This is a genomic window from Pseudomonas sp. WC1 (assembly GCF_050586565.1).
Classification (GTDB): Bacteria; Pseudomonadota; Gammaproteobacteria; order Pseudomonadales; family Pseudomonadaceae; genus Aquipseudomonas.
This window is the reverse complement of sequence record NZ_JBOBDQ010000002.1, coordinates 142534-158573: the sequence shown is the minus strand read 5'-3', so window position 1 is coordinate 158573 and position 16040 is coordinate 142534. Positions and strand designations below refer to the sequence as shown.

Genomic DNA, 16040 nt, shown 5'->3' with positions numbered 1-16040 from the left:
GACAACTACTGCTGGTATTACATGTTGTTTACTGCGTATAGCGGGTTAAGGGTTTGGCCGTGGTCTTTTACAATGTTGTCTTCAACAACTATCTTGCTGGTTTGGGATATGTAGTAGGTTTTTACCTGGGATTTCATTTTTACCGCCATCAAGTACCCTCTTGCGTCGCTGCGGTCCCAGGTATCAGACTCCCCTTGAGCTATCGAGTAGTAACTGTCATTGCCGTCGTTACGCCATGCACTCACTGCAATGTCAATCGATGTGCTTGCGCCATTGGTGATCGTGAGCTTCATATTTTAAGTCCCTTTGGGTTGTAGATTCCATGAGTCGGCTCGCTATTTGGAATTTGCAGACTTGCCACTGCTACTTGTGATTAGTAGTTAGGTTAGCTCATGGGGCTATAAGAGGGCTCATGCCTTTTTCCAGTATGGGTTGTTGTGCTACGCAGTTAAGACCATGAAATAATTAAAGCAAGTAGTTCGATGGCTTTTTTCAGTTCTGAAATTTGACTGATTTACTCGCACGGGCTGATGCTCAAGCGTGAAGAAGGTTTCACATTGGCTTGCCTGTCAGGGAATCTACAGAGGGGCAGGTGGACGAGCCAGGGAGCGACACGTGGGGGATGACAAGGACTACCAAAGCCGAACTGAAACCGCAGGCTTCCCTGGATGATGGCATGTTGCTACATTGCGCGCCGCCCATTTCCAAGGATTGATGCTCGATATGAAACACGTTATTTTCCTGGCACTTATCGCTGCCAGCGCCACTCTGAGCGGCTGCGTTGTCCAAAGCTCGTACAGCAAGACCATTTCCGTCACCAAAGATGCCCAGGGAAAAGTCGTGCAGACCGTTGAAACCGAGACTGTGGTCCAGCCTGGCCAGGGCTACCCGATGCGTCTTCAGTTGATCAAAGGCATTCAGACAAACTGATCCCGCGTCTCAGGCAGAGAGCCCGCCATCTGGCGGGCTTTTTCGTCTGAAAGACATCCCGGAGTGATCGGCGGGCAGCATCAACTGCCTGGCTGTCACCTGCGCGTACGCATCCATTCATCCGCGACATCCCCCATGGTGGAGGGTGCTCCACTCTTGATCCAGGCCATGAAGGTCCGATCGAACTTGAACGCCGCGCCGCATTCACCGAGCAGGAACTGCCGGACCTTCTGCGTATTGCGGTAGTTCTTGTCGAGCAGGGTCGTGCGGGTGATAGGTCCAGCGTGCCAGTCGAAGCTCATTTCCACTACCTTGGATGGCCAGGTTCGCTGGAGCCTAGCATCTCTTGTTGTGGTCTGGCGCCTCTCCGGCAGCCATGCCGCTTTCGCCGTACCGGGCCCATCGTCACGGCTCAACGCCTTCAATTCGCTGGGCGGCAGGTGCACATGCAGCTGCCGACGGCGCTGCTGGATGATTTTCTGGATGCGTCTCATCGGGGCACACCTCGATTGGCATCCTTGCGTAGAGCCGGAGTGAGTGATCAGTAAGCGCCTATTTGCGCGATAGACCCACCACGTCTGACCAATGGACATGGTCCTGAAGCGGGCAGGCTGGAATGGGAGTTGCTTGAGTCAAGCAAACCCACCAGGCGGGAGTGCAGACATGTTCCAGGATGACCTCTATTTCATGAGCTTCGTGGTGGCCGCCGTGCTGGCCTTGGATGTGGTGGCGGTTTTCGTATTCTTGCAGGCCAGTGCCTGACCCCCACGCCTGGGGACACGTCCCCAGAATCGGGGCCGGGCACAGAGTGCTCGGGAATTCGTCTGGGCGAGAGATCAGGCATCTGTGAGGATTGCATTCGCTCGGGTGTTTGCGTGCTCGTTCGCGTGCTCCGCTTGTCCGCCAGCAGTGCCGACTTGCCTGGCGCTTGTAGACTCACCAGTGCTGTACGCAAATCCTACTCATAAGGAGCATGAGTCATGACACAGCAACAGGCTTTCAAAGAAGAACTGGCCGCCGATGTTCAGGTACCCCCAGGCTATACCTACCTGAGCAGCGGTCGTTGCGATGTGAAGGGCAAGGAAGGTGAGCGGGCCGGCGCGAACTTCGTCGAAGCGCAGATCCAGCAGTACAAATCCTTCATCCTCAGGACCACCGCCGGCGCGGGCACCTTCATGGTTCGCCTGGACTATTCCGGTGGCAGCGACAAGAACCTGCAGTACGTCAGCATCAATGACAGCTACTCCACCCAGGAGACCTTCAACATTCGCAGCGTTTCGATGAACAACCTGCGCGGTTTGTTCGCCGCGGGCAAGAGCTCGGCCAACCTGAGCTTCTATGTGTTCGGCAAAGCTTGATCGCGATTGATTGACCTGTCCGGGCTCCGGTCTATTGAGGGCCGGAGTTCCGCGGTCATGCGCATGTGCTAGATTCCCATGCCTCGCAGGCATCGCAAGGCGATGTCGGTCCTGCCTGGTAGAAGGGAGTTGCGCCTAACCCATGTTCATCGACACGCCACGTCTTGTCCTGCGCCCCTGGGCCGAGCGGGACATCGAAGCCTTTGCCGTCGTCAACGCCGACCCCGAAGTCAGGCGCTACTACTACCCCGCAGTACTGACGCCCGCTGAAACCCGCTCGATGCTTGCCGAGTGCGATCGGCACCTGCAAACGCATGGTTTCGGCTTTGTCGCGCTCGAGCGCAAGGCAGATGGCGCGTTGGTCGGCGGCCTTGGCTTGTCCTCGACCGGGGACGAGATACCGGGCGGCCCGCATGTCGAAATCGGCTGGATCCTCGGGCGCAGCCACTGGCGGCAAGGGTATGCATTCGAAGCGGCCAGTGCGTGCCTGGCCTACGCGTGGTCGACCCTTGGGTTGCGCCAGGTCATCGGCTACACCTCCAGCATCAACACACCGTCCAGGGCATTGATGCAGAGGCTGGGGATGCGTTCGGAGCCGACGGAAGACTTCCTCGACGTGACGGTGCCTGAAGGCAATTCGTTGCGACCGCACGTGCTCTACCGGATCGACCGGCCCACCCAGGCGATATAGCGAACCGGCATACCGGGCCCGTCACCCTGGGGCTAGGCTTGTAGATCGTAAGCAGACTATTAAAAAGGGTGGTAGTTGTGCGACTGTCCAGGAAATCCTGCTGGGGTGGTTGGAGTCTGTATGAACCGCTTGATGATGGCATTGGCCGCCAGCCTGCTGCTGGCCGGTTGCGCGCATGATCCCGATATCCGGGCCGGGAGCGACAACACCTTCGGCGTGACCGCGAAAGCTCCGCCGGATTACCTGAACTGCGTCAGGGCCGAGCTTCCTGCAAACGCGACGACCTTTATCGTGCAGAACCAGGACGCCCTCGAGCTGTTTGTCGCCAGCACCGATCCGAACAAGGCCGACGGTTTGGTGAAGGTCCAGGGCTCCCCAGGGCGGCAACAATACTCCGCCTATCAACGCGATGCCTGGTATGACAAGGGGCGCCTGCTCGATGCCGCGCTGATGTGTTCGAGGGTATGATCGCAGCTTCGCGGGGCGCTGCCGTTTGCGTCGTCCCGCGAAACGATCTTGTCCTACTTCACCTCGGACGATTCTCATGTTGAACGGATTCAACCATCTCACCCTGGCCGTCTCCAACCTCGCCGACAGCATCGTGTTCTACCAGCAGGTACTGGGCTTCAGGCTCAGTGCTCGGTGGGAGCGGGGTGCCTACCTGAGCCTGGGCGAACTGTGGCTGTGCCTGTCGGCCGATCAGGTAGCGGCGGGCGACCTGCAGCGCACCTACACGCACTACGCGTTTTCCATCCGCCACAGCGACTTCGCGGCCTTCGCCCAGCGCCTGCGCGAGCACGGCGTGCGCCTGTGGAAGCAGGACAGCAGCGAGGGAGACTCGCTGTACTTCCTCGACCCGGATGGCCACCAGCTCGAAGCCCATGTCGGCGATCTGCAATCGCGGCTGGCGGCCTGCCGGGCGAAACCTTATACAGGCATGGTGTTCTACGACTGACGCAGCCGCGCCATGCACAGCGCGTCGACAAACACCCCATCGCGCACACCGTAGTCGCGCAACCGGCCTTCGACCTCGAAGCCGAACTTGCGATACAGCGCCAGTGCCGGTTCGTTGTCGGCGTAGACGGTCAGCTGGACCCGGCGCAGATTCATCCAGTTGTCGGCAATGTCGAGGATGGCCGTCATCAGGCGCGAGCCGACGCCCTTGCCTTGCCAGGCCTGGGCAACGCCCATGAGCAGCTCGCCCAGGTGCGCCTGGCGGATGCGCGTGCTCTGGTCCAGGCCGATATTGCCGATCACCTGGCCTTGGTGCACCGCCACCAGGCGGATTTGCCGGTCATGGTAGGCGGCCAGGCGCTCACGCCACACTTCGACGCCCTGGTAGGGCATCTGCAGCACCTGGCGGCACACCGCAGGTTCGTTGTAGAGCGCGGTGATACCGTGCAGGTGCTGCTCGGCAAAGCGTTCGATGATGATGTCGGGCGAGGCGTCGTTCACTGTGTTTCCGTCCTTTGAAAAACGAGTGGCGCCTCAGTGTACGAGGTAGCGCTTCGGGCTGGCCAGTGGCGATGGCTGGGCAAGAAAGCGGATGCGTGGCCGCGCCGCGATGGTTACAGTGCAGCGATCGTCATCCTGCCGGAGCCTGCCATGTCCTGTGCCTTCACCCTCATGCAATCGCCTGTCGGCACCCTGACCCTGGTGGCGCGTGGCGAGCGGCTGGCCGCTGTGCTGTGGGAGCACGAGCGGGAGAACCGGGTGCGCCTGGGCGAGCTGCACCGCGACGACCAGCACGGCGTGCTGCGCGAGACCGCCCGCCAGCTGGGCGAGTACTTCGCCGGGCAACGCCTGCGCTTCGAGCTGGACCTGGACTTTGCCGGGACCGCGTTCCAGCGTGAGGTGTGGGCGGCGCTGTTGACCATTCCCTTTGGTGAGACCCGCAGCTACGGCCAGATCGCCCGGCAGATCGGCAAGCCCGATGCGGTTCGGGCGGTGGGCGCGGCCAACGGCCGCAACCCGATCTCGATCATCGCGCCCTGCCACCGGGTGATCGGGGCCTCGGGCAGCCTCACCGGTTTCGCCGGTGGCTTGCCGGCCAAGCAGTATCTGCTGGCACTGGAGGGGCGCCAGAGCCTGGCGCTGGATTTCTAGGCGTCAGCTGAGCCAGGCACAAAACACCGTCAACACCAGGGCCAGCATTGTGCCGGCAAACAGGCTGTAGTGGCGGTGGGCGCGGCGGGCGTGGGCTTGGACTTCGCGCAGGTACTGCCCCGCAGGCGGGGCGTCCGGGCGATGGCGCAGGCCTTCGGCGATATCGGCCAGGCGCCCGCGAATCAGGGTGCCCACCAGGTACCAGACACTGGCATAGCTGGCCAGGATCACTAGCGCATACTTCATGCGCACAGCTCCAGCGGCCATGCCTGGGCAGTGCCTGTCGCCGTATCGAGCAGTAGAAGGCCTGGTGCTGCATCACCGAGGCAGGCCAGCAGGTTGCCTTCGGCATCCCAGGCTGCGGACTGCCCGGCCCCCACGTAAATGTCCGCAGGGCCGACGCAGTTGCTCATGATCACCGGCATGCGCAGCCGCCGGGCAACCTGCGGGTAGTGCGCAGCCCCTGCGCGGATGCCTTCCTCGGTCTTGACCACGCTGACCAGGTAAAGGTCGGCGCCCTGCGCCTGGGCATGCGCGGCGTGCTCGAGGAACATCGATTCATAGCAGATAGCCGGCGCAACCTGGTGGCTGCCGGCGGCGAACACCAGCGAGGTGCTGCCGGGTACGAAGTAGTCCAGTTCGTCGTCATGCAGGCGCTGCTTGGCATACACCAGCGGTGCCAGCTTCGGGCGCACTACCAGCATGCCTATGCGCACGCCGGCCATGGTCGGCATGGGCAGGCCGACCGCCGCCGTCACGCCGAAGCGGTCGCACGCGGCTTGCAGCGGTGCCAGTTGCGGCGAGTCGGCGGGCATGGCCAGTTGCCGGGCCAGCGTTGGTTCGTAGCCGGTCAAGGACAGTTCGGGGAACACCAGCAGTTCGGCGCCCAGGGCCGCGGCCTGTTCGATGGCGCGCAGATGGAGCGCGATGTTGGCGGCCAGATCGCCTTTGCTCAAAGCCAGCTGTACTGCGCAGATCTTCATGAAGCATCCGTCCTTGGCATGTCGTCGGCTGTCGAGGATACAATCGACGGCCGTTCCCTCCCAGTACCGATGTGTCGATTTCATGGACGAAAACGCAATGACCCACGCCGCCGCCATACCCGCCGACTCGCTGATCGCCACGCATGCCGCGCAGGCGGGTTTTCGCCATTGTCGGGCAATTGAAATTGCGGACGACGGGCGGCCGGCCATGGCGCACTTCCTGCGCCTGATGACGAGCATGCCCGGCTGGATCGACACATTGATGGTGCTGCGCAACCGCCTGGTCGCGCTGCTCGGCCTCAAGGACCTGGGGCGCCTGACCGCCATCGACCCGGCCCGCGCCCCGGGCAGCTACCAGCCCGGAGAGCGGGTGGGGATTTTCACCCTGGTGGCCAATACCGAGGATGAGGTGCTGCTGGTTGACCGCGACCAGCACCTGGACGTGCACATCGCCCTGATGCGACGCCCGACGGCCGCGGGCCGTTGCGAGGTGCTGGTGAGCACCGTGGTGCGCACGCACAATCGGCTGGGCCGCCTGTACATGCTGCCGGTGGCGCCGTTCCATCGGCTGATCGCGCCTATCGCCCTGCGCCGCCTGGCGGGGTGACACTCAAGAGGGCGGCTGGGCGAAGCGCTGCCGGAACCAGTCGCCAAGCATGGCCTTCTCCGCATACAGCCGGTCGTTGTTGCCCAGCCGGCCGGGGCGGCTGAGGTACATCTTGTCGCTCAGGTGCTCCTGGGCCTTTAGCGCGGGCTGGCCGGGCTGTTGCAGGATGTAGTCGAGGTCAATGCTGGGCCAGGTGACTTCGCGCATGAAGCGCACATCGTAAGCCTGGTTGTGCCAGGGCTCGAACTGGCCGGCCAGGTCGATGTCGCGGATGTCGATGACCAGTTGCTGGCCAGGCTGCAGGTAGCGCTGGCCGAGTTTCTGCAGGTGCTGGGTGAGGGCTTTCATCACCTGCGGGTCGGCGCCGCGAGTGTAGGCCCGGTTGTCGAGGCTGGCATCGCGGAATTTCTCGGGGTGGTCGAAACGCACCTCGACCTGCGCGGTCGAGGTGCCCTGTGCCATGCTGTCTAGTGCCAGCACCATCAGCAGGCAACTGGCCAGGGTGGTTCGCATGATGCACCTCCGGATTCGGGCGGTTTACCCGCCTATTTTACGCCGGTGCCGGGCAGAAGCAGAGGAATGATGCAATGAGTGCGTTCAAGCGGATCGCCGCCAACAGCCGTGGCCGTGACCTGGCCGTGGGCGATATCCATGGGCATTTCGAGCGCCTGCGTGACTGTCTGGAGGCCGTTGGTTTCGATCCGGTGGTCGATCGGCTGTTCAGCGTCGGTGACCTGGTCGACCGCGGGCCGGGCAGCGCACAGGCGCTGCAATGGCTGGCCGAGCCCTGGTTCCATGCGGTGCAGGGCAATCACGAGTCGCTGGCGGTCAATCACCTGCGCGGTGGCCGGGTCGACCTGGACATGTACCGGGCGGCCGGCGGCGGATGGTTCCTCGATTTGCCAAAGGCCGAGCAGGTGCGTTTCGTCGAGGTGTTCGAACACCTGCCGATCGCCTTGCAGGTCGACACGGCGGGCGGACCGGTCGGCTTGCTGCATGCCGACAGCCCATTCGACGACTGGCCCCAGCTGTGTGCGAGCCTGCTGGCCGGGGATGACCTGCAGGTGCGCGAGGTGTGCCAGTGGTCGCGCCGGCGCCTCAAGGAGGGCGACAGCCGCCCGGTCAAGGGCCTGCGCGCCTTGCTGGTCGGCCATACACCGGTGCTGGAGATCAAGGTGCTGGGCAACGTCTGGCACCTGGACACCGGCGGCTGGAGCCGCGGTCACTTTAGCCTGCTAGAACTGGACGGCCTTGAGCCGCTCAGTGCCAGGCCAGGTGCGTGAGAACAGCGCCGGCCAGCAGGATCAACATCAAGCCCGAGGCACGCTCGAGCCAGGGCAGGGCGCGAGCGAAGCGGCGCAGCACCCGCGGGTTGCCTATGGCCACGGCAATCCCCAGATCCCAGGCCAGGACGATGCCGAACATCCAGATGCCATAGCCCAGCTTGGCCCAGGTGCCGCTGCTGGCGATCATGCTCGCCAGGCTTGCATAGAACAGTGCGTTCTTCGGGTTGAGGATGCCCGAGGCGAAGCCCATGCCCAAACAGTTCAGCCAGCCACGCGCAGACGATGCCGCGCCAGGTTCGCCGTGCGTCAGGGTGGCTTGCCCGGCATGGCGCAGGAACAGTTGGCCGAGGTAGAGCAGGTAGCCACAGCCCGCCAGCTGGAGGGTGACGAACAGGGGGCTGCCATCGCGCAAAAAGGATACCCCGGTAAACGCCGCACTGATGAACACGCCGTTGGCCAGGGCGATCCCGGCACAGGCGCCACTGGCGAGCCGCCAGCCGGCGCTGGCCGAGGTGCGGGCGACCAGGAAAAAGTCCGGGCCGGGGGAGAGCAGGGCGAGGAAGTGGGCGGTGGCGACGAGCATGAACAGTTGCATGGGGGCGGGCTTCCTGGTGGAGGTAGCCGCAGTCTGTTGCTGGTGATGGGTGGAGTATTGAAGATTATTGCAGGGGGCCGCTGTGCGGTGATGTCAGTGCTTCAGTGTCGCCCGGTAGGCCCCGGGTGTCACCCCGACATGCGCCTTGAACACCCGCTGGAAGTGGCTCTGATCGGCAAAGCCCAGGTTATAGGCCACCTCCGCCAGCGCCTGCCCCTGGCGCAACAGACTCCGGGCCTTGTTCACCCGCGCGTTGAGCAGGCAGGCGTGAGGGGTCATGCCGGTAGCGACGCTGAACGCCCGTATTAACTGGTAGCGCCCCATGCCGGCCTGGCGCGCCAGGCGCTCCAGGCTCAGTTCGGCCAGGTCCTGCTCCTGGGCGTGCTCCAACAGTTCGCGCAGTGTCGACGGCGGCAAGGGTGGCGCCGGCAGCAAGGCTGGGTGCATGGAGAAATCATGTTCGCCGATGAAGGCCACCAACGCCGCCTCTTTCTCGAAGGTTGCCGCCGGTGAAAACAGCAACCTGTTCAGCGCGCAGAACTGCCGGTACAGCGCTTGCGAGCGAGTGACCCGGGCCACGGCACTGGGCTCGCCTGCGGCAACGCCGGATTCGAGGCGTAGCTTACGCAGCCACTCGGCATCCAGGTGCAGCATCTGGTAGCTCCAGGCCTGTCCCGGTTGCGGGTTGCAGGCATGCACCCGCTGCGCCGGCACGAACACCAGGGTACCCGGCGTCAAGCGCTCCTCACCGCGGGCAGCGCCGGTGAAGCGGCTGCTGCCGGCATCCACTGCGCCGATGGAAAAGCTGGGGTGGCTATGGGCCTTGTAGCAGGCGCGGCTATGGCAGGCGCGCCGGCTCTCGACGTACGGCATGGCCGGTTCGTACCAGATTTCGCTGCTCGGGCGGTTCATGGCGAGGTGCCTTGAGACGTACGGAGGGCGCCAGTCTAGCGCCTGGCAGCTGTTCCGGCCATTTGCCGCGCCACTGTGCTTGACGGGCCTGCCCGCCAGGCGCGACGCTGCGCCGGTCCCTGCCGGAGAACAAGAATGGACCTGTCGAGCCTGCTGCTGTTCATCCCCGCCTGTTTCGCCCTGAACATGGCGCCGGGCCCCAACAACCTGCTGTCCCTGCACAATGCCAGCCGCTATGGCCTGCGCACCGCCTGTGTGGCCGGTGCCGGGCGCCTGCTCGCCTTCAGCGGCATGATCGCCCTGGCCGCGATGGGCCTGGCCGTGGTGCTGCACACCAGCGAGTACCTGTTCCTGGCGATCAAGGTGCTGGGCGCGGGTTACCTGTTCTATATCGCCTGGCAGCTGTGGCGGGCACCGGTCGGCGAGGCGGCGGTGGCCGGCGAGCAGCCTCGCGGCACCTGGAAGCTGGCGCGCCAGGAGTTCTGGGTGGCGGCGGGCAATCCGAAGGCAATACTCATCTTCACCGCGTTCCTGCCGCAGTTCGTCACCGTGGGCAGCGTTACCCCGGTCAGCGAACAATTCCTGCGCCTGGGCGTGCTGTTCCTGTTGCTGGAGTGGGCGGCCATCGCCATCTATGCGGGGCTAGGCGCGTATTTGCAGCGCTGGTTCGAACGGCCCGGGCCACGGCGCATGTTCAACCGGGTCAGCGCCTCGCTGCTGGGGTGCGCGGGGCTTGGCCTGCTGGCGGCCCGTCGCTGATCCGCTGTTTTCCCTCGCAGCTGAGTATTGCCGCGCTTTGCGCTTGCTGAGACCTTTCCATGTTTCTGCCCGGAGCTTTTTCGCCGGGTGACAAGCGGTGGGTCTACCCCGGGAGCGTGGTGTGAAGTGGTGGAGCAAGGCAGGTCGGCAAGACCCGCAGATCAAGGAGCTGAACGTCGCCCTGGAGCATTCCCGTTCACAGTTGGCGGCATCTGAGCAGCGCGTCCGCGAGGCGGAATCGAGGGCGGCGGAACTGGCACGGGAGAACCAGGTGCTCGCCCATCTGGCCGCTAACCTCTCGGCGTTCTCGCATTCCCTGGAAATGACCCAGACCTCGTTCGCCAGCCTCGCCCACAGCATGGAGCAGGAACGGCAGTACGCCATCCGCATCCAGGGTATCGCCAGCAGCAACCAGGCCAGTATCGACGCGATCGCGACCAATCTCGAGCAACTGGCCGATGCCTCCGGCGAAGCGTCGGAGAAGGTCGGCAGGCTCGATCATCAGGCTCAGCAGGTCGGCGGTGTGCTGGAGATCATCCGCGAGGTAGCGGACCAGACCAATTTGCTCGCGTTGAACGCGGCCATCGAGGCGGCGCGGGCGGGAGATGCCGGGCGCGGCTTTGCCGTGGTGGCCGATGAGGTCAGGACCCTGGCCAGGCGCACGGCCGACGCCACCGCCGAGATCGGCACGCTGGTCTCGGCCATTCGTGCCGACAGCGCGCAAAGCCGAGGACATATCGCCAGCCTGGCCGAGCATTCGTCGTCATACAGCGGTGTCGGCCAGTCCGCGGCCAGTACCATGCGCCAGTTGCTCGACATGTCGACGGTGGCCGAAGGATCGGCATCGGTGTCGGCGCTGCGCAGCTTCTGCGAGCTGGCCAAGCTCGATCACCTGATCTACAAGTTCCGCGTCTACAAGGTATTGTTCGGGGTCTCGCAGGAGCGCGGCTCGGACTTTACCGACCATACCCACTGCCGCCTGGGCAAGTGGTATCGCGAGGGGGACGGGGCCCTGCACTATGCGCATCTTGCAGGGTACAAGGATATCGACGCGCCCCATGCCGCCGTGCACCGATGTGCATTCGACGCCATCGATGCCCATGCCAGCGGCGATACCGCAGCGATGCTCAAGGCGGTGGCCGAGATGGAGAGTGCCAGCCTTGCCGTGCAGGAGGGTTTGGAGCGCGTGGTCGCCAGTGGCGAGCAATCGCCTTCGTTGTTGCAGAGACGGCGCGAGAGCGAGGCTCAGTCGCGATAGAAAGTCTGCACAAGGTGATAGCCGAACTTGCTCTTGATCGGTCCGTGGACCACGCGCAGGGGCTTCTTGAAGATCACCTGGTCGATGGCGCCGACCATCTGGCCCGGACGGATTTCACCCAGGTCGCCGCCGCGCTTGCCGGACGGGCAGGTGGAAAATTTCTTCGCCAGCACGTCGAAAGCCTCGCCGTTGGCGATGCGCTGCTTGAGCTTTTCGGCTTCGTCAGCGGTCTTGACCAGGATGTGGCGGGCTTGGGCTTTCATGGGGTTACCTGTGCTTCGGGGTAAAAGGGCGACATTATGCCTGATGTCGCCCTCAGCGTAACTCCGGGCGGTCACGGAACTGCTGCAGCGCCTCGGGGTTGGCCAGGGCGTCGGTGTTCTTCACCGGCCGGCCATGCACCACGTCGCGGATCGCCAGCTCCACCAGCTTGCCGCTGAGGGTGCGCGGGATGTCGCTGATCTGGACGATCACCGCCGGAACATGACGCGGCGTGGTGTACTGGCGAATCACCTGGCGGATACGCAGGCTGAGCGCTTCGTCGAGCTGCAGACCGTCGCGCAGGCGCACGAACAGCACCACGCGCACATCGTCATGCCAGTCCTGGCCGATGGCCACGCTTTCCAGTACCTCCCCGACCTTTTCCACCTGGCGGTAGATCTCGGCGGTGCCGATACGCACGCCGCCGGGATTGAGCACGGCGTCGGAGCGGCCATGAATGATCAGCCCGCCGCCAGGCACCTGCTCGGCGTAGTCGCCCTGGCACCAGACACCTTCGAACTGGCTGAAGTACGCGTCGTGGTAGCGTTGACCGTCAGCGTCGCCCCAGAAACCGAGCGGCATGGAGGGGAAGGGATGCACGCAGACCAACTCGCCTTTCGCGCCGCTGATCGGCTGGCGCCTTTCGTCCCAGACTTCCACCGCCATGCCCAGGCCCTTGCCGGCAATCTCGCCACGGCGCACCGGCAGCAGCGGGTTGCCGGCCACGAAGCAGGCGACGATATCGGTGCCACCGGACATCGAGGCCAGGCACACGTCGGCCTTTACCTTGGTGTAGACATAGTCGTAGCTGTGGGGCGACAGCGGCGAGCCGGTGGAAAGGATCAGGCGCAGGCTGCCCAGGCCATGGGATTTCGCCGGCTCCACAGCGGCCTGCTCCAGGGCGGCGAGGTATTTGGGGCTGGTGCCGAAGGCGCGGATGCCTTCGGCGTCGATCAGGTCGAGCAGGCGCTCGGACCCTGGGTGAAAAGGCGAACCGTCATACAGCACCAGGGTGGCGCCGACCGCCAGCCCGCTGGCCAGCCAGTTCCACATCATCCAGCCACAGGTGGTGTAGTAGAACAGCACATCGTCGGCCTTGAGGTCGTTGTGCAGGCCGTGCTCCTTGAGGTGCTGCAACAGCACGCCGCCAGCGCGGTGGACGATGCACTTGGGCACGCCGGTGGTGCCGCTGGAATACAGGATATAGAGCGGATGGTCGAAGGGCAGCGCGGCGAAGGTCGGCGTACCGCCGGGCGTGAAGTAGTCGGCCCACAGGGTCGTCGGCTTGCCGGTGAACTCATCGGCGCGGGTCTGCGGCCGGGTATGCGGCACCACCAGCAACTGCTCGACGCTCGGTAGCTGGGCCACGACCTGGTTGATCTTCTCGACCTGGTCGATGACCTTCCCGGCATATTGATAACCGGCGCAGGCCAGCAGCAGCCGGGGCGCGATCTGGCCGAAGCGATCGATAATGCCATGGCTGCCGAACTCCGGTGAGCAACTGGACCAGACTGCGCCGAGGCTGGTGGCGGCGAGCATGGCAACCAGGGTTTCCCAGGTGTTGGGCATGACTGCGGCGACCCGATCACCCGGCGCGATCCCGGCCTGGCGAAAAGCCTGCTGCAAGCCGGCGACCTGCGCGGCCAGTTGATTGTGGGTGAGGCTGTGGCGGCCGCCGTCCTCGCGCACGGCCACCACGGCCGGGCGGTCGTCGTGGCGCTGCAGCAGGTGTTCGGCGAAATTCAGGGTGGCGCCGCGGAACCAGCACGCGTCGGCCATGTGTTCGCCTTCCTCGAGGATGCTCGAAGGCGGTGTGTGCCACTGCACATGGAAGTACTCGGCGAGGGTCTGCCAGAACTGCGGGCGCTGCTCGACGCTCCAGCGGTGCAGGGCGGCGTAGTCGTCGAGCTGAAGGTTGAAGCGCCGGTTGACGCGACGACGGAAGGCATCCATCCGGCTGGCTTCGATCTGGGTGGTGGTGGGGCGCCAGAGTACGTCGTTCATGCCGGGAGTCTCGGTCAGGGATGAGCGTCTTATCGCGGTGCGAGCCCGCTTCTGTAGAGGAACGGGCTTGTCTTGTTCCACTCTAGCCTTTACTGGGCGAGCCAACCGCCATCGACGTTCCAGGCGGCGCCACGGACCTGGCTAACGGCCTCGCTGCACAGGAACAGCACCAGTTCGCCGAGGTGGCGGGGGGTGACGAAGGCCAGGGAGGGCTGCTTCTCGGCCAGCAGGTCGTGTTGCGCCTGCTGTGCATCGCCACCGCTGGCGGCGCGGTCATCGATCTGCTTCTGCACCAGCGGCGTCAGTACCCACCCCGGGCAGATGGCGTTGCAGGTGACGTTGCTGGTGGCGGTTTCCAGGCCGATCACCTTGGTCAGGCCGACCACGCCATGCTTGGCGGCGACGTAGGCGGCCTTGCCGGTGGAGCCCACCAGGCCGTGCACCGAGGCGATATTGATGATCCGCCCCCAGCCGCGCGCGCGCATGCCCGGCAACACCAGGCGGCTGCCATGGAATACCGCCGAGAGGTTCAGCGCGATGATCTTGTCCCAGGCCTCCACCGGAAACTGCTCGACCGGCGCCACATGCTGGATGCCGGCATTGTTGACGAGGATGTCGACCGCGCCGAACTCGCGTTCGGCCAGGGCGAACATCTGCTCGATCTGTGCGACGTCGGACAGGTCGGCGGGATGATGGGCGACCTTGACCCCGAACCGCCTGATCTCGGCGATGGCCGCGGCCGGGTCGCCGAAACCGTTGAGCAGGATGTCGGCGCCGGCCTCGGCCAGCACCTGAGCTATTCCCAAGCCGATGCCGCTGGTGGAACCGGTGACCAGTGCGGTCTTGCCTTTGAGCGTCATGCCATTCTCCTTCATACGATGCCGGTGGCGTAGAACGTGGCGATGACCACGAACACGGCCAGGGTCTTGATCAGGGTAATACCGAAAATGTCCTTGTAGGCTTCGCGGTGGGTCAGCCCGGTGACCGCCAGCAAGGTGATCACCGCGCCATTGTGCGGCAGGGTGTCCATGCCGCCGCTGGCCATGGCGGCGACCCGGTGCAGCACCTCCAGCGGGATGTTGGCGGCGTTGGCGGCGGCGATGAAACTGTCGCTCATGGCTGCCAGGGCGATGCTCATGCCGCCGGAGGCGGAGCCGGTGATGCCGGCCAGCAGGGTGACGGTGATGGCCTCGTTGACCAGCGGGTTAGGGATGCCGCGCAGGGCGTCGGCCAGCACCAGGAAGCCAGGCAGCGAAGCGATCACGGCGCCGAAGCCGTATTCCGAGGCCGTGTTCATTGCCGCCAGCAGGGCGCCGCTGACCGCGCTCTTGGTGCCTTCGGCCAGGCGCTGGCGAATGGTGCCGAAGGCGCAGGCCAGCACCATCAGGATGCCCACCAGCAACGCCGCCTGCACTGCCCAGATTGCCGTCAGCTTGGCCACGTCGCTCTGCACCGGCGCGGCCATGCCCGGCAGTTGCAGGGTGTGGCTGGTGCCGTACCACTGCGGGATCCAGTGGGTGAACAGCAGGTTCATCACGCCTACCAGAAGCAGCGGCGCCAGGGCCAGCCAGGGATTGGGCAGGGCGATGTCGTCGGCGGTCTCCGGTTCGTTGCGCAGGTTGCTCCCATAGCCTTCGCCCTTGCGCTGGGCCTTGTTGCGCTGGCGTTGCAGGTAGAGCATGCCGGTGCAGAACACGAACAACGTGCCGATCAGGCCCAGCCAGGGCGCGGCCCACGCGGTGGTGTTGAAGAAAGTGCTGGGGATGATGTTCTGGATCTGCGGGGTGCCGGGCAGGGCGTCCATGGTGAAGGAGAACGCGCCCAGGGCGATGGTCGCCGGGATCAGCCGCTTGGGAATGTCGCTCTGGCGGAACATCTCGGCGGCGAACGGGTACACCGCGAACACCACCACGAACAGCGACACGCCGCCGTAGGTGAGCAGGGCGCAGACCAGCACGATCACCAGCATCGCCTGGCGAGTGCCGAGCAGGCGGATGGCGGCGGCGACGATCGAGCGCGAGAAACCCGACAGCTCGATCAGCTTGCCAAACACCGCGCCGAGCAGGAACACCGGGAAATAGAGCTTGATGAAGCCGACCATTTTCTCCATGAACACCCCGGTGAAGGCCGGGGCCACGGCGGCGGGGTCGGTGAGCAGCACCGCGCCGAGGGCGGCGATGGGGGCGAAGAGGATCACGCTGTAGCCGCGGTAGGCAGCGAGCATCAGCAGGGCCAGGGCGGCCAGGGCGATGAGCACGGTCATCCTAAGGGGATCTCCAACTGTTGTTTT

At 64.5% G+C, this 16040-nt stretch carries 22 protein-coding genes and 1 pseudogene; 11 read left to right on the top strand and 12 right to left on the bottom strand.

What is annotated here, in order from left to right:
• Window positions 1-17: 17 nt before the first annotated feature.
• Window positions 18-293 (bottom strand): hypothetical protein, encoded by a 276-nt coding sequence (locus ACQ4OD_RS01475; protein ID WP_102684262.1) that lies wholly within the window; start codon window positions 291-293, stop codon window positions 18-20.
• 430 nt (window positions 294-723) lie between these two features.
• On the opposite strand from ACQ4OD_RS01475, the gene ACQ4OD_RS01470 reads away from it, so the two are divergent.
• The gene (locus tag ACQ4OD_RS01470) at window positions 724-930 is read left to right on the top strand and encodes a hypothetical protein (RefSeq protein WP_102684281.1); all 207 of its coding nucleotides are present in this window, start codon (window positions 724-726) and stop codon (window positions 928-930) included.
• A 95-nt stretch (window positions 931-1025) separates the two neighbouring features.
• Here the strand turns inward: ACQ4OD_RS01470 and ACQ4OD_RS01465 are convergent, their stop codons facing one another.
• Window positions 1026-1232 (bottom strand): DUF6434 domain-containing protein, encoded by a 207-nt coding sequence (locus ACQ4OD_RS01465; RefSeq protein WP_023629947.1) that lies wholly within the window; start codon window positions 1230-1232, stop codon window positions 1026-1028.
• A gap of 678 nt (window positions 1233-1910) precedes the next feature.
• Here ACQ4OD_RS01465 and ACQ4OD_RS01460 point away from each other — a divergent pair.
• The 4 genes from ACQ4OD_RS01460 (at window position 1911) to fos (ending at window position 3934) form a co-directional block, all read left to right on the top strand.
• Window positions 1911-2288: a hypothetical protein gene (locus ACQ4OD_RS01460; RefSeq protein ID WP_102684263.1), complete on the top strand. Its 378-nt coding sequence runs from the start codon at window positions 1911-1913 to the stop codon at window positions 2286-2288.
• Between the two features lie 142 nt (window positions 2289-2430).
• On the top strand, window positions 2431-2979 hold the full coding sequence (locus ACQ4OD_RS01455; protein ID WP_198755060.1) for a GNAT family N-acetyltransferase: 549 nt from the start codon (window positions 2431-2433) through the stop codon (window positions 2977-2979).
• 120 nt (window positions 2980-3099) lie between these two features.
• Window positions 3100-3447: a hypothetical protein gene (locus tag ACQ4OD_RS01450; RefSeq protein WP_232968083.1), complete on the top strand. Its 348-nt coding sequence runs from the start codon at window positions 3100-3102 to the stop codon at window positions 3445-3447.
• 76 nt (window positions 3448-3523) lie between these two features.
• Complete coding sequence (gene fos / locus ACQ4OD_RS01445; protein WP_430943771.1) at window positions 3524-3934, top strand: fosfomycin resistance glutathione transferase; 411 nt, start codon at window positions 3524-3526, stop codon at window positions 3932-3934.
• Here the strand turns inward: fos and ACQ4OD_RS01440 are convergent.
• Window positions 3925-4434, bottom strand: a complete 510-nt coding sequence (locus ACQ4OD_RS01440; protein ID WP_198755062.1) for a GNAT family N-acetyltransferase — start codon at window positions 4432-4434, stop codon at window positions 3925-3927. The genes fos and ACQ4OD_RS01440 overlap by 10 nt on opposite strands.
• A gap of 150 nt (window positions 4435-4584) precedes the next feature.
• On the opposite strand from ACQ4OD_RS01440, the gene ACQ4OD_RS01435 reads away from it, so the two are divergent.
• On the top strand, window positions 4585-5085 hold the full coding sequence (locus ACQ4OD_RS01435) for a methylated-DNA--[protein]-cysteine S-methyltransferase (protein WP_430943770.1): 501 nt from the start codon (window positions 4585-4587) through the stop codon (window positions 5083-5085).
• 3 nt (window positions 5086-5088) lie between these two features.
• Here the strand turns inward: ACQ4OD_RS01435 and ACQ4OD_RS01430 are convergent, their stop codons facing one another.
• A complete protein-coding gene (locus tag ACQ4OD_RS01430; protein WP_430943769.1) occupies window positions 5089-5331 on the bottom strand; it encodes a hypothetical protein in 243 nt (80 codons plus the stop codon).
• Entirely contained in the window at window positions 5328-6068 is a 741-nt protein-coding gene (locus tag ACQ4OD_RS01425; protein WP_430943768.1) for a carbon-nitrogen hydrolase family protein, read from the bottom strand. The genes ACQ4OD_RS01430 and ACQ4OD_RS01425 overlap by 4 nt, the downstream gene beginning before the upstream one ends.
• 82 nt (window positions 6069-6150) lie before the next feature.
• Here ACQ4OD_RS01425 and ACQ4OD_RS01420 point away from each other — a divergent pair, with 82 nt between their 5' ends.
• Window positions 6151-6675 carry a DUF2867 domain-containing protein gene (locus ACQ4OD_RS01420; protein ID WP_232968084.1) on the top strand — a complete coding sequence of 175 codons (525 nt, stop codon included), beginning with the start codon at window positions 6151-6153 and terminating at the stop codon, window positions 6673-6675.
• 3 nt (window positions 6676-6678) lie between these two features.
• Here ACQ4OD_RS01420 and ACQ4OD_RS01415 read toward each other — a convergent pair whose 3' ends face one another.
• Window positions 6679-7188 carry a DUF3016 domain-containing protein gene (locus ACQ4OD_RS01415; RefSeq protein WP_198755066.1) on the bottom strand — a complete coding sequence of 170 codons (510 nt, stop codon included), beginning with the start codon at window positions 7186-7188 and terminating at the stop codon, window positions 6679-6681.
• Between the two features lie 74 nt (window positions 7189-7262).
• Between ACQ4OD_RS01415 and ACQ4OD_RS01410 the strand changes: the two genes are divergently transcribed.
• Window positions 7263-7958 (top strand): metallophosphoesterase, encoded by a 696-nt coding sequence (locus ACQ4OD_RS01410; protein WP_198755067.1) that lies wholly within the window; start codon window positions 7263-7265, stop codon window positions 7956-7958.
• Here the strand turns inward: ACQ4OD_RS01410 and ACQ4OD_RS01405 are convergent.
• Both ACQ4OD_RS01405 and ACQ4OD_RS01400 read right to left on the bottom strand, forming a co-directional pair.
• A complete protein-coding gene (locus tag ACQ4OD_RS01405) occupies window positions 7936-8556 on the bottom strand; it encodes a LysE family translocator (protein WP_430943767.1) in 621 nt (206 codons plus the stop codon). The genes ACQ4OD_RS01410 and ACQ4OD_RS01405 overlap by 23 nt on opposite strands.
• 93 nt (window positions 8557-8649) lie before the next feature.
• Complete coding sequence (locus tag ACQ4OD_RS01400; RefSeq protein ID WP_430943766.1) at window positions 8650-9468, bottom strand: AraC family transcriptional regulator; 819 nt, start codon at window positions 9466-9468, stop codon at window positions 8650-8652.
• Between the two features lie 135 nt (window positions 9469-9603).
• Between ACQ4OD_RS01400 and ACQ4OD_RS01395 the strand changes: the two genes are divergently transcribed.
• The 3 genes and pseudogenes from ACQ4OD_RS01395 to ACQ4OD_RS01385 all read left to right on the top strand — a co-directional run bounded on the left by ACQ4OD_RS01395 (window position 9604) and on the right by ACQ4OD_RS01385 (window position 11485).
• Window positions 9604-10227 carry a LysE family translocator gene (locus ACQ4OD_RS01395; RefSeq protein WP_198755070.1) on the top strand — a complete coding sequence of 208 codons (624 nt, stop codon included), beginning with the start codon at window positions 9604-9606 and terminating at the stop codon, window positions 10225-10227.
• Between the two features lie 523 nt (window positions 10228-10750).
• Window positions 10751-10990 (top strand): annotated as a pseudogene (locus tag ACQ4OD_RS01390) (methyl-accepting chemotaxis protein); the annotation flags it as partial.
• Window positions 10991-11026: 36 nt separating this feature from the next.
• Window positions 11027-11485, top strand: coding sequence for a CZB domain-containing protein (locus tag ACQ4OD_RS01385; RefSeq protein WP_408981083.1), 459 nt, complete (start codon window positions 11027-11029; stop codon window positions 11483-11485).
• Here the strand turns inward: ACQ4OD_RS01385 and ACQ4OD_RS01380 are convergent.
• The 4 genes from ACQ4OD_RS01380 to ACQ4OD_RS01365 all read right to left on the bottom strand — a co-directional run bounded on the left by ACQ4OD_RS01380 (window position 11473) and on the right by ACQ4OD_RS01365 (window position 16013).
• On the bottom strand, window positions 11473-11748 hold the full coding sequence (locus tag ACQ4OD_RS01380) for a peptidylprolyl isomerase (protein ID WP_013972552.1): 276 nt from the start codon (window positions 11746-11748) through the stop codon (window positions 11473-11475). The two genes, ACQ4OD_RS01385 and ACQ4OD_RS01380, sit on opposite strands and share 13 nt — an antisense overlap.
• Window positions 11749-11800: 52 nt before the next feature.
• Complete coding sequence (locus tag ACQ4OD_RS01375) at window positions 11801-13750, bottom strand: acetoacetate--CoA ligase (RefSeq protein WP_430943765.1); 1950 nt, start codon at window positions 13748-13750, stop codon at window positions 11801-11803.
• Window positions 13751-13839: 89 nt separating this feature from the next.
• Complete coding sequence (gene hbdH, locus ACQ4OD_RS01370) at window positions 13840-14610, bottom strand: 3-hydroxybutyrate dehydrogenase (RefSeq protein WP_430943764.1); 771 nt, start codon at window positions 14608-14610, stop codon at window positions 13840-13842.
• An 11-nt stretch (window positions 14611-14621) separates the two neighbouring features.
• Window positions 14622-16013 carry a GntP family permease gene (locus tag ACQ4OD_RS01365; protein ID WP_102684277.1) on the bottom strand — a complete coding sequence of 464 codons (1392 nt, stop codon included), beginning with the start codon at window positions 16011-16013 and terminating at the stop codon, window positions 14622-14624.
• Window positions 16014-16040 lie beyond the last annotated feature (27 nt).

What these genes read in the sequence shown, in the direction of transcription:
- ACQ4OD_RS01475 (WP_102684262.1), bottom strand. Translation starts at nt 293, where the DNA reads ATGAAGCTCACGATCACCAATGGCGCAAGCACATCGATTGACATTGCA.
- ACQ4OD_RS01470 (WP_102684281.1), top strand. Translation starts at nt 724, where the DNA reads ATGAAACACGTTATTTTCCTGGCACTTATCGCTGCCAGCGCCACTCTG.
- ACQ4OD_RS01465 (WP_023629947.1), bottom strand. Translation starts at nt 1,232, where the DNA reads ATGAGCTTCGACTGGCACGCTGGACCTATCACCCGCACGACCCTGCTC.
- ACQ4OD_RS01460 (WP_102684263.1), top strand. Translation starts at nt 1,911, where the DNA reads ATGACACAGCAACAGGCTTTCAAAGAAGAACTGGCCGCCGATGTTCAG.
- ACQ4OD_RS01455 (WP_198755060.1), top strand. Translation starts at nt 2,431, where the DNA reads ATGTTCATCGACACGCCACGTCTTGTCCTGCGCCCCTGGGCCGAGCGG.
- ACQ4OD_RS01450 (WP_232968083.1), top strand. Translation starts at nt 3,100, where the DNA reads ATGAACCGCTTGATGATGGCATTGGCCGCCAGCCTGCTGCTGGCCGGT.
- fos (WP_430943771.1), top strand. Translation starts at nt 3,524, where the DNA reads ATGTTGAACGGATTCAACCATCTCACCCTGGCCGTCTCCAACCTCGCC.
- ACQ4OD_RS01435 (WP_430943770.1), top strand. Translation starts at nt 4,585, where the DNA reads ATGTCCTGTGCCTTCACCCTCATGCAATCGCCTGTCGGCACCCTGACC.
- ACQ4OD_RS01430 (WP_430943769.1), bottom strand. Translation starts at nt 5,331, where the DNA reads ATGAAGTATGCGCTAGTGATCCTGGCCAGCTATGCCAGTGTCTGGTAC.
- ACQ4OD_RS01425 (WP_430943768.1), bottom strand. Translation starts at nt 6,068, where the DNA reads ATGAAGATCTGCGCAGTACAGCTGGCTTTGAGCAAAGGCGATCTGGCC.
- ACQ4OD_RS01420 (WP_232968084.1), top strand. Translation starts at nt 6,151, where the DNA reads ATGGACGAAAACGCAATGACCCACGCCGCCGCCATACCCGCCGACTCG.
- ACQ4OD_RS01415 (WP_198755066.1), bottom strand. Translation starts at nt 7,188, where the DNA reads ATGCGAACCACCCTGGCCAGTTGCCTGCTGATGGTGCTGGCACTAGAC.
- ACQ4OD_RS01410 (WP_198755067.1), top strand. Translation starts at nt 7,263, where the DNA reads ATGAGTGCGTTCAAGCGGATCGCCGCCAACAGCCGTGGCCGTGACCTG.
- ACQ4OD_RS01405 (WP_430943767.1), bottom strand. Translation starts at nt 8,556, where the DNA reads ATGCAACTGTTCATGCTCGTCGCCACCGCCCACTTCCTCGCCCTGCTC.
- ACQ4OD_RS01400 (WP_430943766.1), bottom strand. Translation starts at nt 9,468, where the DNA reads ATGAACCGCCCGAGCAGCGAAATCTGGTACGAACCGGCCATGCCGTAC.
- ACQ4OD_RS01395 (WP_198755070.1), top strand. Translation starts at nt 9,604, where the DNA reads ATGGACCTGTCGAGCCTGCTGCTGTTCATCCCCGCCTGTTTCGCCCTG.
- ACQ4OD_RS01385 (WP_408981083.1), top strand. Translation starts at nt 11,027, where the DNA reads ATGCGCCAGTTGCTCGACATGTCGACGGTGGCCGAAGGATCGGCATCG.
- ACQ4OD_RS01380 (WP_013972552.1), bottom strand. Translation starts at nt 11,748, where the DNA reads ATGAAAGCCCAAGCCCGCCACATCCTGGTCAAGACCGCTGACGAAGCC.
- ACQ4OD_RS01375 (WP_430943765.1), bottom strand. Translation starts at nt 13,750, where the DNA reads ATGAACGACGTACTCTGGCGCCCCACCACCACCCAGATCGAAGCCAGC.
- hbdH (WP_430943764.1), bottom strand. Translation starts at nt 14,610, where the DNA reads ATGACGCTCAAAGGCAAGACCGCACTGGTCACCGGTTCCACCAGCGGC.
- ACQ4OD_RS01365 (WP_102684277.1), bottom strand. Translation starts at nt 16,013, where the DNA reads ATGACCGTGCTCATCGCCCTGGCCGCCCTGGCCCTGCTGATGCTCGCT.